This is a genomic window from Lysobacter sp. SCRH-1R (assembly GCF_057747855.1).
This window is the reverse complement of the sequence record NZ_CM173227.1, coordinates 1,315,561-1,329,570: the sequence shown is the minus strand read 5'-3', so window position 1 is coordinate 1,329,570 and position 14,010 is coordinate 1,315,561. Positions and strand designations below refer to the sequence as shown.

The following is a 14,010-nucleotide window of genomic DNA, read 5'->3' as shown; positions in this document are numbered from 1 at the left end:
ACGCAAGCTTCGGCACCCGCGGCTTCAGGACCGTCCGGCCACAAGACATCAGGGAGATCGAATGGCCAGCGCAAGAATCCAACCGGTCGCAGGGCCATCCCCGCGATCCGCGCTCTGCATCGGCCTGCTGGCCGCGCTTCCCGCGATGCTGCCGCACGCCGCGCGCGCGGCGCAGATCAATTACTCCATCGGCGGGCGCGTCGAGCACAGCGACAACATCGCGCTGACGCAGACCAATCCGCAGGAGGAAAGCACGCTCGCCACCGACGTCGCCTTCGACCTGACCCAGACCGGCCGCAACACCACGCTGGCCGCGAGCGGCGGCGTGGAATACCTGTACTACACCGGCGACCTGTTCGACGACGACGTGCGCGCCTCGCTGGTGGGCACGTTCAACTGGAACACCTGGCAGGACCGGATGAAGGTCATCATCGAGGACTACGCGAACTACGAGCCGATCGACGTGCTCGCCGCCGATGCGCCCAACAACCAGCAGCAGGTGAACGTGTTCGTCGCCGGCACGCAGTTCAACCTGCGCCCGGGCGATGCCACCCGCGTGCGCGTGGATCTTCGCTACAACAACTACTGGGCCGAGGAAAGCGACGATTTCAACGGCGATCGGTACAACGCCGCCTTCACCCTGTGGCAGGAACCCGGCCCGACCACGCGCATCGCCTTCACCGTGGAAGGCAGCGAAGTGCAGTACGACCAGGTGAGCCTGGACACGCTCGGCGCCGATTACCGCCGCCTCGACAGCTACGTCACCTGGAACCGAAACCTCGCCAACATCGACCTGGAAGTGCGCGCGGGTTACTCGTGGGTCGAACTCACCGACTACAACACCAAGGACGACGCGCCGCTGTTCCGCACCGTGCTGACCTGGCGGGCGACCTCACGCAGCACGCTCGACATGGGCGTGTACTACCAGTTCTCCGACGCCGCGCAGGAACTGATGACCAACGCCGTCGATCCGACCGCCGGCCCAACGGCGCCCGGCGGCGCGCCGACGCCCGATCCGACCGACGTCACCATCGGCCCGGACCTGTACCGCCAGCGTCGCGTCGACGTGGGCTACCGCTACAACGGCGAACGCCTCGACGCCAGCATCCGGCCGTACTACGAAGACAACGACTACATCGACCCCACCGCCGAAAGCGAAGGCAGCTACGGCATCGGCGTCGGGCTGAGCTGGGCGATCACGCCGTCGCTGTACCTCAACGGTTCGGTGTCGGCGGGCTTCCGCAGTTTCGACAGCTTCGACCGCGACGACGACGACTTCTCCGTTTACATCGGCATGACGAAGATCCTCACCCGCCACTGGAGCCTGGGCTTCGACCTGCGCCACCAGGAACGCGACAGCAACGCCAACGAAGCGAGCTATGACGAGAATGCCGCCATCTTCAGCGTTCGCTATACCCGCTGAGCCGCGCGCCGTCGCGCGCGTCGCCGACGAGCGCATCGCGCTGCTGCTGGTGACCGACACGCCGGTGCTCGCGCCCGGCGGCAGCGAACGGTTCCTGCAGAACCTCGCCACGCGCCTGCCCGCGGATGCGTACCGCATCACGCTGGTGCAACTGCACGAACAGTCGATGCCGGGCAACCACGGCCGCCAGCTGTTGAAGCAACCGCACCTGCGCATGCTCTCGCTACCGGTGCATGCGGTGTACGACCGCACCGGCCTGCGCGCGTGGCGCGAACTGTCGGCGATGCTGCGCCGCGAGCGTTTCGACGTCGTGCAGTCGCAGCACGAGAAGGCCGACGTGCTCAACGCGCTGCTTCCGCGCCGGCCCGGGACGGTGCACATCTCCAACCGGCGCGACATGGGCTTCAAGAAGAGCCCGAAGCTGCAGCACGCGTTCCGCTGGCTCAATCCGCGCTTCGATACGGTGGTGGCGCCGGCGCGGCAGATCCTGTCCGGGCTCGCGCAATGCGAGAAGCTCGACGCGCTGCGCATGACGTGGATCCCCAACGGCGTGGACACGCGCCACTACGCGCCGGCGCCGTTGCAGCGCCGGCTCGACACGCGCGCGGTACTCGGGCTGGATGCGGACGCCATCGTGTTCGGCTGCGTCGCGCGCATGCAGCCGGTGAAGCGCCATGTCGACCTGCTCGACGCCTTCGCCAGCGTGCGACGCAACGTGCCGCAGGCGCGGCTGCTGCTGGTCGGCGACGGCCCGGACCTGCCGATGATCCGCGCCCGCATTGCCGGGCAGGGCCTGGACGAGGACGTCCACCTGCTGAGCTTCCGCGACGACGTCGCCGATCTGCTGCCGGCGATGGACGCGCTGGTGCTGTGCTCCTCGAGCGAGGGCATGTCCAACGCGATCCTCGAGGCGATGGCATGCGGCCTGCCGGTCGTCGCGACCGCGGTCGGCGGAAACCTGCACCTGGTGCAGCACGAACAGACCGGGTTGCTGGTGCCGCCGCTGGATCCGATCTCGCTGGCCGCGGCGCTGCAATGGCTGGCGCAATCGCCGCATGCGCGCCGGCGCATGGGGCTGGCCGCGCGCACGCGCATCGAGCGCGAGTTCTCGCTCGACGCGATGGTGCTCGCGTTCGACCGCCTGTATCGCCGCCTGCTTGGACGCGATTGAGGCCGCGAGGACGCCATGAACGAATCGCGCCCCTTCGTCTTGCAGGTCCGCTCGAGCGCCGGCTTGTATGGCGCCGATCGCGTGGTGCTCGCGCTGAATCGCGCGCTCGATCGCGGCGGCGCACGCAGCCGTCTTCTGAGCATCAACAACTACCGCATGCACGAACAGGCGCTGCACGACGTCGCCTCCGCGACCGGCCAGGACACGGTCCTGCTGCCCTGCCGTGGCCGCGTCGATGCGGCCACCATCGGCGCGATCGCCGCGCAGATCGGCGCCACGCGCGACCGCGCCGGCACGCCACCGGTCGTGCACGTGCACGACTACAAGAGCGCCTTCTACGCCTGGCTCGCCACGCGCCGCGAACATCACCTCGGAAAGCCCGCGCCGCTGGTCGCCACGCTGCACGGCTGGGTCGAATCCTCCGCGTCGCTGCGCCTGTACACGCGGCTGGAACTCGCGCTGCTACGCCGCTTCGATGCGCTGGTGGTCGTGGCCGGCGAACAGGTCGACCGCCTCGCGCGTGCCGGCGTTCCGCGCGCGCGCATCCGTCACATCGACAACGGCATCGATTGCCCGGTGCGCGATGAAGCCGGCGCCGCGATGCTGCGCGCGCAACTGGGCCTTTCGCCGGACTCGCGCGTGTTCTCCGCCGTCGCGCGGCTGTCGAGCGAGAAGAACATCGCGATGCTGCTGCGCGCCTTCGTGCCGGTCGCCGCGCGCCATGCGGACGCCGTGCTGCTGGTCGTCGGCGACGGCCCGCTGCGCGAGGAACTCGAAACGCTGGCAACGCAGCTCGGCATCACGCAGCGCGTCCGTTTCCTCGGCATGCGCCACGACATGCCGGCCGTCCACACGCTCACCGATCACCTCGTGTTGCCCTCGCTCACCGAAGGCATGCCGCTGGTGGTGCTGGAAGCGATGGCCTGCGAAGTTCCGGTGATCGCCAGCGCCGTCGGCGACATCCCGCGCCTGCTCGCACGCAGCGCGCATGGGCGCACCGTTCCGCCGGGCGATGTGGTCGCCCTCGAGATGGCGCTGGACGACGCGATGAGCGCACCCCGTGTCCGCGACACCGTGGCGCGCGATCACGTGCGCGAACGCCACAGCGCGCAGGCGATGGCGGCCGGGTACCTGGCGCTGTACCGCGGACTGCTGGAGAAACGCCATGCGCGGCGCGCATCCTGACGCTGGTGGATCGCGATTCCCGCTCGCGGCGCGTGCGTTGCGCGGCGCGATGCCGGCCGGCACGCGCACGCGCCTGCCCGTGCTTCCGGGCGCACCGAGTGCCGCGCGGGCGAGCGCCCGGCCGGCGACCGCACGCGCGCCGCGCAACTGGGCGCTGTTCGTGTTCCTGATCCTGCTGCCGCTGCAGAACATCACCGCCGGCTATCTGCCGAACATCGGCGGTGGGTTGAACTTCCTCAACCTCATGTTCCTGGTCTCGCTGTTCACCGCGATGGCGCAGGGCGGGAAGCTCGCGCCGAACGAGCCGGTGAACACGTGGACGGCGATCTACGCGATCTACATGACGCTGTCGATGCTCATCGGTTTCCATTTCGTCAACGAGCCGACCAACCACTTCAACCAGCTCAAGGACCACATGGTCGGGCTGTTCGTGGTGTACGTGGTGCAGATGAGCGTGCGCGACTGGAACGGCGTGCGCATGGTGGTCCTGGCCACGCTGCTGCCGCTGCCGTACATCGCCAAGGTGGTGTGGAACCAGCACCGCAGCGTCGCCAGCACGCACTACACCGACGACCTGCGCATCAGCGGCACCTTCGCGCTGCTGGGCGCCAACGAGTTCGCCGCGTTCTGCGTGACCGTGGCGGTGGTGCTGTTCGCGCTGCTGCTCGCGTGCCGGCTGTCGCGCAAGTGGAAGCTGCTGCTGCTCGGCGGCATCGGCTGCATGATCGTCGGCGTGCTGTACGCCTACTCGCGCACGGCCTACATCAGCCTGATCATGGGCATGGTGGTGGTGATCCTGGTCTGGCGCGGGCGGATGAAGCTGATCCTGCCGCTGTGCCTGGCGGTCGTGGTGCTGCCGGCGGTGCTTCCCAAGTCGGTGGTCGAACGTTTCGACAGCACCACGGTGGAGGAAGGCAAGCGCGACGAAAGCACCGAGCTGCGCATCGAGTACTGGAAGATCGCGTGGTCGAACTTCGTACGCAATCCGGTGGTCGGCACCGGCTACCACACCTTCCACCATCGCGAGATCAATCCCTACGGCCGCGACACCCACAACCTCTACATCCGCATGCTCAGCGAAGGCGGCGTGCTCGGCGCGATCTCGCTGCTGGGCATCCTGCTGGCGGTGCTGAGGACCTCGTTGCGCGAGGTCGCTCAGGCGCGCACCGGCACCTGGCGCTACGCGCTGGCCCTGGGAATGATGGGCGCCTGGGTGTCGATGATCATCAGCAACCTGTTCGGCGACCGTTTCACGTATTACCCGGTGATCGCCTACTTCTGGGCCTATGTGGCCCTGGTCGTGAAGGCGCGCCACCTGCCGCCGGAGGATTCCACGCGATGACCGTCCTGCTTCGCACCTGGGTGCGTTACTGCCTCGCATTGTGCAGCCATTACAGCGGGCTCGATGGCCTGTACCGCAAGCTCAGCGGCGCGGGGCTGGTGATCCTGATGCTGCATCGCCTGCGCGACGACCACGACCCCTACCCCTTGAGCGTCTCGCGCACGCAACTGCGGCAGATGCTCGCGTGGCTGCGCGCGCGCGGCGCGCTGGTCGGGCTGGACGACGGCCTGCGCGAACTCTCGCCCGAGCGCGCGCAGAAGACCCGCTATGCGCTCACCTTCGACGACGGCTATCGCGACAACCTCGGCCTGATCGACGCGAACCTCGGCGGACCGGTCCCGGCGGTCGTCTACGTCGCCACCGGCCACATCGGCGGCGAACCGATCTGGGCGTACCGCCTCGTGCACGCGGTGGAATCGCGCAGTCGCGACCAGATCGACCTCGGCGGCCTGGGGCTCGGACACTTCGACCTGTCGCTCTCCGACGATCGCCATCGTCTCTACACGCTGCTGCCACCGCGCCTGAAAACGCTGGAACCTGCCGAACTGGAAGCGTGGGTCGACCACGTCTGCGAGCAGGCGCGTCCGCGCCCGCTGCCGCACGAGGATCGCGAGATGCTCGACTGGAACGACGTGCGTCGCCTGGCCGACGGCGGCATCGAGATCGGCGGCCACACGTGCAGCCACGCGATTCTCAGCCGCCTCGACGACGCCGCCGCCGGCGAGGAAATCGGCCTGTCGCGCGCGAGCATTGCCGCCGAACTCGGGCACGCGCCGCGCCATTTCGCCTATCCCAATGGCGGCCGTACCGATTTCGGCGAACGCGACGTGCGCCTGGTGCGCGACGCGGGTTTCGCCACCGCGACCACGTCGATCGAAGGCGTGAACCGTCCCGGCGCCGATCCCTACCGCCTGCTGCGCTTCAACGTGCACGAAGCGCGTTTCCGCGCGCCGTCCGGGCGCCTGTCGAAGGCGCTGTTCTTCAGCGAGACCAGCGGCATGCTCGGCTGGCTGCGCGGACTGCGCGCCGCCGCATGAGACCCGTGGCGAGGGCATCGACATGAGCGCGCTTCCCATCCTGATGTACCACGGCCTGCACCGCGAGGCGTCCTCGCGCGGGCGTTTCGATCCGGTGTACAGCGTGCATCCGGAGATGTTCGCGCGGCAGCTCGACTGGCTGGTGCAGCAGGGCCATCGCGCGCCGTTGCTGGAAGACGCGCTGTCGGGTTCCGGCGATGCACGCGACGTGATCATCACCTTCGACGACGGCGACGTGTCCAACGTCGAGATCGCGCTGCCGCTGCTGCTCGAACGCGGGCTGCGCGCGGAGTTCTTCGTCACCACCGACTTCATCGGCCAGTGCGGCATGCTCGCGCCGGACGACATCCGCCGCCTCGCGGCCCACGGCATGGGCATCGGCTCGCACGGACGCACGCATGCGTTCCTGTCGGACCTGGACACGACCGACCTGATGGCCGAACTCGACGACAGCCGCTGCCGGTTGCAGGCGATCTGCGGCCGGCCGATCGATTCGCTCGCGCTGCCCGGCGGTCGTGGCGGCGAGCGCGAACTGAACGCGGCGCAGCGGCTCGGCTACCGGCATCTGCTCGGCTCCGTGCCGGGGCCGAACCGGCGTCGTCGTGGCGATGCGTGGCTGCAGCGGTTGCCGGTCACGCGCACGCTCTCGCTGGACGATTTCGCCGCGCTGGTGCACTGGCGCGGATTGCCGGCACGCTGGATGCAGGCACGTCACGCCGCGCTCGCGCTGCCCAAGCGCGTGCTCGGCAACGACGGCTACCAGCGTTTGCGCGAGCGCCTGCTGTGAACGCCGCGCTGCTGTTCTGGTCGTGCATCGCGCTGGTCGCCTGGGCGTACGCGGGCTATCCGCTGTTCACGGCGTTGCTTGCGCGACGCTATGGCGACGCGCCGCTGCACGATCCGCGCGGCGGCGACGATGACGAATGCGAACCGATGACCGTCGTCATCGCCGCCTTCGACGAGGAAGCGCGCATCGCCGCGCGCATCCGCGACATCCTCGACCAGGACTACCCCGCCGACAGGCTGCAGGTACTGGCGATCAGCGACGGCAGCCGCGACGGCACCGCGCGCGCCGCCGCATCGCTCGGCGACGATCGCGTGCGCGTGCTCGATCTGCCGCACAACGTCGGCAAGGCGGCGGCGCTCACCCTGGGCATGCGCCAGGTCGACACGCCGCTGGTCGCCTTCACCGATGCACGGCAACGCTTCGCACCGGGCGCGCTGCGCGCGTTGGCGGCGCCGTTCGCCGATCCGTCCATCGGCGCGGTGAGCGGCGAGCTGGTGATCGCCGCCGCCGATCACGGCACCGGCGAAGGCGTCGGACTGTACTGGCGCATGGAAAAACGCCTGCGTTCGGACGAAGCGAAGCTGGGGTGGCTGCATGGCGTCAGCGGCTCAATCCACGCGATGCGCCGCACGTTGTTCGTGCCGATTCCCGCGAACACCGTGCTCGACGACATGTGGATGCCGCTGCAGGTGCTGCGCTCGGGCCATCGCGTGTGGATGGCGCGCGAGGCGCTCGCGCTCGACCGCGCCAGCCACAGCGTGGACGAGGAATTCCAGCGCAAGCTGCGCACGCTCGCGGGCAACTGGCAGCTGATCGCGCGCCTGCCGTGGCTGCTGGACCCGTTCGCGAACCCGGCGTTCTTCGCGTGGTTCTCGCACAAGTTCCTGCGCCTGCTGGTGCCGTGGGCGTTGCTGGTCGCGCTGGCGGCGTCCGCGTTCGCGGAAGGCGCCCTGTATCGCATCGCCTTCGGCCTCCAGTTGCTCGCCTACGCGGGCGCGCTGGGTGGACTGGTGTTGCCGCGCGTGGCCGCGCGATTGCCGTTGCTGCCGGCGGCGAGCAGTTTCGTGATGCTCAACTTCGCCGCGCTGTTGTCGCTTCCCGCGTCGCTGGCGATGGACCCGGCGCGGCTGTGGAAGAAACACTGAGGACGCACGATGGCCCGCATCCTTGCCGTGACCAGCCGCCTTCCCTTCCCGCCGCGCGAAGGTCACCAGCTGCGCGCGTGGCACGTGCTGCGCGCGCTCGCATCGAAGCACGAGGTGACGCTGCTGAGCTTCCAGCGCAAGGACGATCTCCCCGACGAAGCCGCGACGCTGCACGCGGCGATGGTGCGCGTGGAAACCTTCCGCATCCCCGGCGAACGCTCGCGTGGCGCGCTCGCGCGCGCGGTGCTGCGCGGCACGCTCACGCCGACGCCTTTCCTCGTCGCCAAGTACGACTCGCCCGCGCTGCGCGCGCGGCTGAGCGCTCTCGCGCGCGATGCCGATCTGGTGCACTTCGACATGCTGCCGCTGATCGCGCACGCGGACTGCGTGCCCGACGGCGTGCCGATCGCGCTGAACGCGCACAACGTCGAGCATCGCCTGCTCGCCGCGCGCGCCGGGATCGAAACACGACCGTGGGCGCGGCGCTTCCTTTCCGGCCAGGTCGACAGGTTGCGGGCGTTCGAGCGTCGCGCCTGCGAGCGGGCCGACGCGGTGCTGGCGTGCTCGCAGGTGGATGCGCAGGGGCTGCGCGAACTCGTGCCGGACTGCAACGTGCACGTCGTCGCCAATGGCGTCGATCTGGAAACGAACCGCCCCGCCGCGCACGCGCCGGATGCGGAACGGCTGGTGTTCGTCGGCCAGATGGGCTGGTTTCCGAATCGCGATGGCGTGGATTGGTTCCTGCGCGAGGTGTTCCCGCGCATCCTCGCGCGCCGCCCGACGGCGCGCTTCGAACTGGTCGGCAAGGCCGAAGGCTTCGATGTTCCCGCCAACGTGCGCGCGAACGTCGACCTCGCCGGTTTCGTCGACGACCTGCGTCCGCACGTGCACGACGCGTCGGTCTACGTCGTCCCGTTGCGCGCGGGCAGCGGCACGCGGCTGAAGGTGCTCGAGGCGATGGCGCTGGGCAAGGCGATCGTCACCACTACCGTCGGCAGCGAAGGCATCGCCCTTCGCCATGGCCGCAGCGCGTTGTATGCGGACGATGCGGAGGCCTTCGCCGAATCCGTGTTGTCGCTGCTCCAGTCCCCGGAGCGCACGACCGCACTCGGCATCCAGGCGCGTCGACTGGCGGAAGACGAGTACGGCTGGGATGCGATCGGCACGCGGCTGCTGCGTGCGTACGAGCCGTTGCTGGGCGGGAACCTGCGGCCGGTGCGCGCGGCTGCGGCGACGCTGGGGGCGGTGGAGGCCTAGCGCAACCCTGCGTTCGCCATTTCTCCTGGCCGTTGTAGCCCGGGTAAGCGAAGCGCACCCGGGGCGCGGCCACTTCTCCAACCCGGGTGCGCTTCGCTTGCCCGGGCTCCAGAAGCCACCACGACTATCGGGCCGACGAACCAGGCCCACGCCCCCGCGCCCGCCATCGATAACTCACCACCCCCATCACCTCATACAGCGCCACCTGCGTCTTCTGCATCGCCGACAGCTGCGGCAGGAAGTACCCGACGCTTCCCATCGGCACATACGCCGAATCGCTCGCCACCATGCACGGCACGAAGCCCGCCGCGCGGAACGCCACCGCCGCGCGCGGCAGGTGCGTGGCCGAACTCACCACGCGCACGCGCGCCGGCAACGTGCCGCGCAACGCCATCGCGCTTTCCCAGGTGGTGGTCGATTGCGCTTCCTCGCGCAGCCACTGCGCCGGCACGCCCCAGTCCTGCGCGAGCCGCGCGAGCACCGCCGCCTCGCTGATCGCGAACGGCCCGCCGCCGGCGATGGTCATCGTCACCGGCGCGCCACGGCGCCACAGTTCGACGCCGCCCCGCAGCCGACGCCAGCTCGACGGCGTCAGCGCGATGTAATCGTCGTGCGCGCGTGGTTCGTCCTGCAGGCCACCGGCGAGCACCACGATCGGCGCCTGCGCATCCCGCGCATCGCAGCGCGCCTCGCGGGGAACGCCGCCTTCGACCATGCGGATCAGCGTATTCGCGCCCAGCGGCGTGCACAGCAGCACGATCGCGATGCCCGCGATCGCCAGCACCACGCGCCACCACGCGCGGGCCCGCGCCCACGTCAGCCACGTGGCCGCCATCCACAGCAGGGCCCAGGTCATCGGCGAGAGCAGGAGGGAGTGCATGGCCGGCGCAGTCTTGCATGAACGGGCCATGGGCGCGAGGCGGCCGAACATGCGCGCGCAACGCGTTCTCCACGGTAACGGGCCCTGCCCGATCCCTCCCCCGCGCCGGAATCCGACATGGCCATCCTGCGGCTTCGTCCCCTCGCCTTCGCCCTGCTGCCCGCGTGCGCGCTAGCCGCGATGGCGATGCCCGTGCCCGCGTTCGCCGACACGTACTACGTCCGCACCGACGGCGGCGACGACGAACAGTGCAACGGTCGGGCCGACGCGCCGTATCCCGGCAGCGGCAGCGGCGTGGACTGCGCATGGCGTCATCCGAACTACGCGTTGCCGACCAGCGATCGCCCGCGCATCGACGGCGGCGACACGCTGATCATCGGCCCGGGCGAATACATGATCGGCTGGGAATCGCCAGGCCTTTCGACGAAAAGCACGCGCTGCGATTCGAGCGCGCCCTACGACTGCTATCCGGCCGCGCCGCCGAGCGGCACGCCGCAGGCGCGCACGCGCATCCTCGGCGCGGGTTTCGACAGCGGCTGCAAGGCGCCACCGAAACTGTGGGGCACCAACCGCGTGGACCTCGTCCTCAACCTGCAGGACGCCGACAACGTCGAAGTCGGATGCCTCGAGATCACCGACAAGAGCGATTGCGTCGAATTCCACGCGAACGACGCCGTGCGTTGCGAGCGCGACTCGCCGCCGTTCGGGCAATGGGCGTCGATCGGCATCGGCGCCAAGCGTTCGAAGAACGTGTGGCTGCACGATCTGGACATCCACGGCCTGTCGGGCCGCGGCATCATGGCCGGCGGCCTGCGCGACTGGACGATCGAACGCGTGCGCATCCACGCCAACGGCTGGGCCGGCTGGGACGGCGACGTGGGCGAAGGCGAGAGTTCCAACGAAGGCGACATCGTGTTCCGCAACGTGGAAATCGCCTGGAACGGCTGCGCCGAGCGCTGGCAGACCGGCGAACCGTTCGCGTGCTGGGCGCAGGAGGAAGGCGGCTACGGCGACGGCCTCGGCACCGGCCGGACCAACGGCCACTGGCTGGTGGAAGATTCGCGCATCCACCACAACACCTCCGACGGACTCGATCTGCTGTACACCGACGAATCGAAGACCGCCACCGTCGTCGTGCGCCGCGTGTACGCCGCGGCGAACGCGGGCAACCAGGTGAAGACCGCGGGGAACGCGCTGGTCGAGAACTCGGTGATCGTCGGCCAGTGCGCGTACTTCCACGGGAAATACGACATGAGCGACGGCGACATGTGCCGCGCGTACGGCAATGCGTTGTCGGTCGGCGTCGGTCCGAAACAAACCGCGACCGTGCGCCACAACACCATCACCGGCGAAGGCGACTGTCTGATCCTCACCGCCGGGGGCAACGCGAGCTCGCGCGCGGAAATCCAGAACAATGCGCTGATCGGCCAGAAGGACGTCACCGCCAGCGACGGCGACATGCGCAGCTGCGCGCATTACGCCGACAAGAGCACGGCGGTGGTGAGCTTCGAAGGCAACGCGTTCTGGAACGTCAAGGACGACATGTGCCCGGCCGGCAACGTGTGCGGGCGCGAGCCTAAGCTGGCGAGCATCGAGCTTTCGACGTTCGATCCGATGCCGCTCGCGGGCAGCCCGCTGATCGACCGCGCGACGCAGCAGACCAGCGTGACCTCGGATTTCCTGCGCCAGTCGCGGCCGAAGGGCTCGGCGGCGGACATCGGGGCGGTGGAGTTCCAGGACGGCCAGGCGGGCGCGCCGACGGTGGGCGCGCCGGCCGCGGGTGCGCCTGCCGCGCGGGAACCTGGCTCGCGTGCGGAAGATGCTGCGATCGACGACACGACCGGCGCAGCGGCGCCGAAGCAGTCGTCGACGTGGATGATCGGCACGCTGGCGGCGGCTTCGTTGTTGACCGCCGGCGTGGCGGCGGCGCTGCGGAAGATGCGGGGGCGGAAGACGGCGTGACGAGGGCATGCCTGCGCCGATGACCTGCACGCTCATCGGAGTGGCGCTCCTGTAGCCCGGGTAAGCACAGCGCACCCGGGGAGCGCGGGGCGCCTCCGACCCGGGTGCGCTTCGCTTACCCGGGCTACAACAGCAACAACAACGGCATAACCCCACACCAACAACAACAGCTCCTGTAGCCCGGGTAAGCGCAGCGCACCCGGGGAGCGCGGGGCGCCTCCGACCCGGGTGCGCTTCGCTTACCCGGGCTACAACAGCAGCAACAACGGCATAACGCCGACACCAACAACAAACAGCAACAGCAACGACAACTCCAAGCCGCTACCCCGCCACCCCCTCCCCCACCCGCCGCTGCACCGCGCGCAGCTTCGGATGCAGCATCCCGCGCAGCCGGGCGTCCAGTGTCAGCAGCACCAGCAGATACGGCCCGCCGATCAGCATTCCGCCGACCAGCATCCGCTGCCAGCCGGGGCGCAGCGACAGCTGCAGCGTGAGCCATTCACCGGCGAGCGCCGCCAACGCCGCGACCGCCACCGTTCCCAACGTGCGTCGATCCGGGAACTGGCGCAGCGCGGGATCCACGAGCAGGCATGCCGCCACGCTCGACACCGTCGAACTCACCAGGGTCGCGTACGCCGCGCCCATCACGCCGTACGCGGGAATCCACAGCAGGTTGAGCAGCGAGTTCACCGCCACCGCCAGGCCCATCAACGCCAGCACCGTCTTCGTGCGCCGTTCCAGCACCAGGCCGAAGCCGCACACCAGCACCACCGGCAGCACCGCGTTCATCGCGCCCATCCACTCGAAAACCGGGCCCGATCGCGACTTGTCCGCGCCGCTCAGCGCGATGATGAGGTCCGTGCCCAGGCACCACAGCAATATCGCGACGCCGATCGCGGCATAGGTCATCGGCACGAGCATCGTTCGCTTGAGCGTGCGCACGGCCGCCGCGCCGTCGGTGGTGAACACGCGGTTGGCCGCCGGCGTGAACGACTCGAACAGGGTGAGGTTCATGAACATGTGCACCTGCATCGCCAGCGCCGCGCCGACGCTGTAGATGCCCACCACCGCGAAATCGCCGGACAGGCTCTTGAGCATGATGCGATCGATCGACACCAGCGCGACGGCGAGGATCTCCGTCGCCACCAGCGGCATGCCGTACGCGAACGACTGGCGAAGTTCCGCCGGATCCATCGAGCGTCGCGCGAAATGCAGGTGCCGCCGCGCCCACGCGAGGTAGAACACCATGCCGATCACCACCGCCAGCAGCTTTCCGCCGTACGCCGCCGCGGCGGTGTGCTGCACGGCGAGCACCGCGCCGAGCATCAGCGCCAGCTGCAGCCACCGCCACGCCACGCGCGTGAGCATCACCGTGCGCGACTGCTCGGTCACGCGCAGCACGGTTTCCACCAGGCTGGAATAGACCAGCATCGGCGTCATCACCAGCGCCATCCAGAACACCGGCGAATGCCCCTCGCCGGTGACGTAGCCGTGCACGATCACGATCGCGCCGACCAACGCCCACAACGCCAGCGAACCGATCATCGGCAGGTAGAACAGGTTGGTGGCGAACGAACGCATGCGCGCGTCGTCGCCGCCGTGCGGATAGAAGCGCTGGATCGAATGCTGCGCGCCGAGCTTGGCGACGGCCACCGCCATCAGCACCCAGGTTTCGTAGTAGCCCAGGATGCCGTACTGCGTGTTGTCGAGCAGCCGCGTGAGCAGCGGGAAGGACACCAGCCCCGCCATCATCACCAACAGGTTGGCGGTGGAATAGCGCAGGTAATGCCGGGCCAGGCCGGGCGTGGACGCGGTCATCGG

General features: G+C 69.2%; 11 protein-coding genes. 9 read left to right on the top strand and 2 right to left on the bottom strand.

All coding sequences use genetic code 11. The annotated features are described in order from the left end of the window. Positions 1-61: 61 nt before the first annotated feature. The 8 genes from AC3ANK_RS06000 to AC3ANK_RS05965 are packed head-to-tail and all read left to right on the top strand — an operon-like array spanning position 62 to position 9,347. The gene (locus AC3ANK_RS06000) at positions 62-1,423 is read left to right on the top strand and encodes an outer membrane beta-barrel protein (protein WP_484172394.1); all 1,362 of its coding nucleotides are present in this window, start codon (positions 62-64) and stop codon (positions 1,421-1,423) included. Beyond that, positions 1,389-2,594 (top strand): glycosyltransferase, encoded by a 1,206-nt coding sequence (locus AC3ANK_RS05995; RefSeq protein ID WP_484172393.1) that lies wholly within the window; start codon positions 1,389-1,391, stop codon positions 2,592-2,594. The genes AC3ANK_RS06000 and AC3ANK_RS05995 overlap by 35 nt, the downstream gene beginning before the upstream one ends. A 15-nt stretch (positions 2,595-2,609) precedes the next feature. Next, positions 2,610-3,779 carry a glycosyltransferase gene (locus tag AC3ANK_RS05990; protein WP_484172392.1) on the top strand — a complete coding sequence of 390 codons (1,170 nt, stop codon included), beginning with the start codon at positions 2,610-2,612 and terminating at the stop codon, positions 3,777-3,779. Then, positions 3,760-5,121, top strand: coding sequence for an O-antigen ligase family protein (locus AC3ANK_RS05985; RefSeq protein ID WP_484172391.1), 1,362 nt, complete (start codon positions 3,760-3,762; stop codon positions 5,119-5,121). The genes AC3ANK_RS05990 and AC3ANK_RS05985 overlap by 20 nt, the downstream gene beginning before the upstream one ends. Then, complete coding sequence (locus AC3ANK_RS05980; protein ID WP_484172390.1) at positions 5,118-6,158, top strand: polysaccharide deacetylase family protein; 1,041 nt, start codon at positions 5,118-5,120, stop codon at positions 6,156-6,158. The genes AC3ANK_RS05985 and AC3ANK_RS05980 overlap by 4 nt, the downstream gene beginning before the upstream one ends. A gap of 22 nt (positions 6,159-6,180) precedes the next feature. Then, positions 6,181-6,945 carry a polysaccharide deacetylase family protein gene (locus AC3ANK_RS05975; RefSeq protein ID WP_484172389.1) on the top strand — a complete coding sequence of 255 codons (765 nt, stop codon included), beginning with the start codon at positions 6,181-6,183 and terminating at the stop codon, positions 6,943-6,945. Then, on the top strand, positions 6,942-8,090 hold the full coding sequence (locus AC3ANK_RS05970; protein ID WP_484172388.1) for a glycosyltransferase family 2 protein: 1,149 nt from the start codon (positions 6,942-6,944) through the stop codon (positions 8,088-8,090). Before AC3ANK_RS05975 ends, AC3ANK_RS05970 begins: the two co-directional genes overlap by 4 nt. Before the next feature lie 9 nt (positions 8,091-8,099). Next, positions 8,100-9,347, top strand: a complete 1,248-nt coding sequence (locus AC3ANK_RS05965) for a glycosyltransferase family 4 protein (protein ID WP_484172387.1) — start codon at positions 8,100-8,102, stop codon at positions 9,345-9,347. Between the two features lie 124 nt (positions 9,348-9,471). On the opposite strand, the gene AC3ANK_RS05960 is transcribed toward AC3ANK_RS05965, so the two are convergent. Next, complete coding sequence (locus tag AC3ANK_RS05960; protein ID WP_484172386.1) at positions 9,472-10,227, bottom strand: YdcF family protein; 756 nt, start codon at positions 10,225-10,227, stop codon at positions 9,472-9,474. Between the two features lie 117 nt (positions 10,228-10,344). On the opposite strand from AC3ANK_RS05960, the gene AC3ANK_RS05955 reads away from it, so the two are divergent. Further along, the gene (locus AC3ANK_RS05955; protein ID WP_484172385.1) at positions 10,345-12,189 is read left to right on the top strand and encodes a choice-of-anchor Q domain-containing protein; all 1,845 of its coding nucleotides are present in this window, start codon (positions 10,345-10,347) and stop codon (positions 12,187-12,189) included. Positions 12,190-12,510: 321 nt separating this feature from the next. Here AC3ANK_RS05955 and AC3ANK_RS05950 read toward each other — a convergent pair whose 3' ends face one another. After that, the gene (locus AC3ANK_RS05950) at positions 12,511-14,007 is read right to left on the bottom strand and encodes an oligosaccharide flippase family protein (protein WP_484172384.1); all 1,497 of its coding nucleotides are present in this window, start codon (positions 14,005-14,007) and stop codon (positions 12,511-12,513) included. Positions 14,008-14,010 lie beyond the last annotated feature (3 nt).

Excerpts from the sequence above, each read along its gene's own strand:
- AC3ANK_RS06000 (WP_484172394.1), top strand. The coding sequence starts at position 62 with ATGGCCAGCGCAAGAATCCAACCGGTCGCAGGGCCATCCCCGCGATCC.
- AC3ANK_RS05995 (WP_484172393.1), top strand. The coding sequence starts at position 1,389 with ATGCCGCCATCTTCAGCGTTCGCTATACCCGCTGAGCCGCGCGCCGTC.
- AC3ANK_RS05990 (WP_484172392.1), top strand. The coding sequence starts at position 2,610 with ATGAACGAATCGCGCCCCTTCGTCTTGCAGGTCCGCTCGAGCGCCGGC.
- AC3ANK_RS05985 (WP_484172391.1), top strand. The coding sequence starts at position 3,760 with ATGCGCGGCGCGCATCCTGACGCTGGTGGATCGCGATTCCCGCTCGCG.
- AC3ANK_RS05980 (WP_484172390.1), top strand. The coding sequence starts at position 5,118 with ATGACCGTCCTGCTTCGCACCTGGGTGCGTTACTGCCTCGCATTGTGC.
- AC3ANK_RS05975 (WP_484172389.1), top strand. The coding sequence starts at position 6,181 with ATGAGCGCGCTTCCCATCCTGATGTACCACGGCCTGCACCGCGAGGCG.
- AC3ANK_RS05965 (WP_484172387.1), top strand. The coding sequence starts at position 8,100 with ATGGCCCGCATCCTTGCCGTGACCAGCCGCCTTCCCTTCCCGCCGCGC.
- AC3ANK_RS05960 (WP_484172386.1), bottom strand. The coding sequence starts at position 10,227 with ATGCACTCCCTCCTGCTCTCGCCGATGACCTGGGCCCTGCTGTGGATG.
- AC3ANK_RS05955 (WP_484172385.1), top strand. The coding sequence starts at position 10,345 with ATGGCCATCCTGCGGCTTCGTCCCCTCGCCTTCGCCCTGCTGCCCGCG.
- AC3ANK_RS05950 (WP_484172384.1), bottom strand. The coding sequence starts at position 14,007 with ATGACCGCGTCCACGCCCGGCCTGGCCCGGCATTACCTGCGCTATTCC.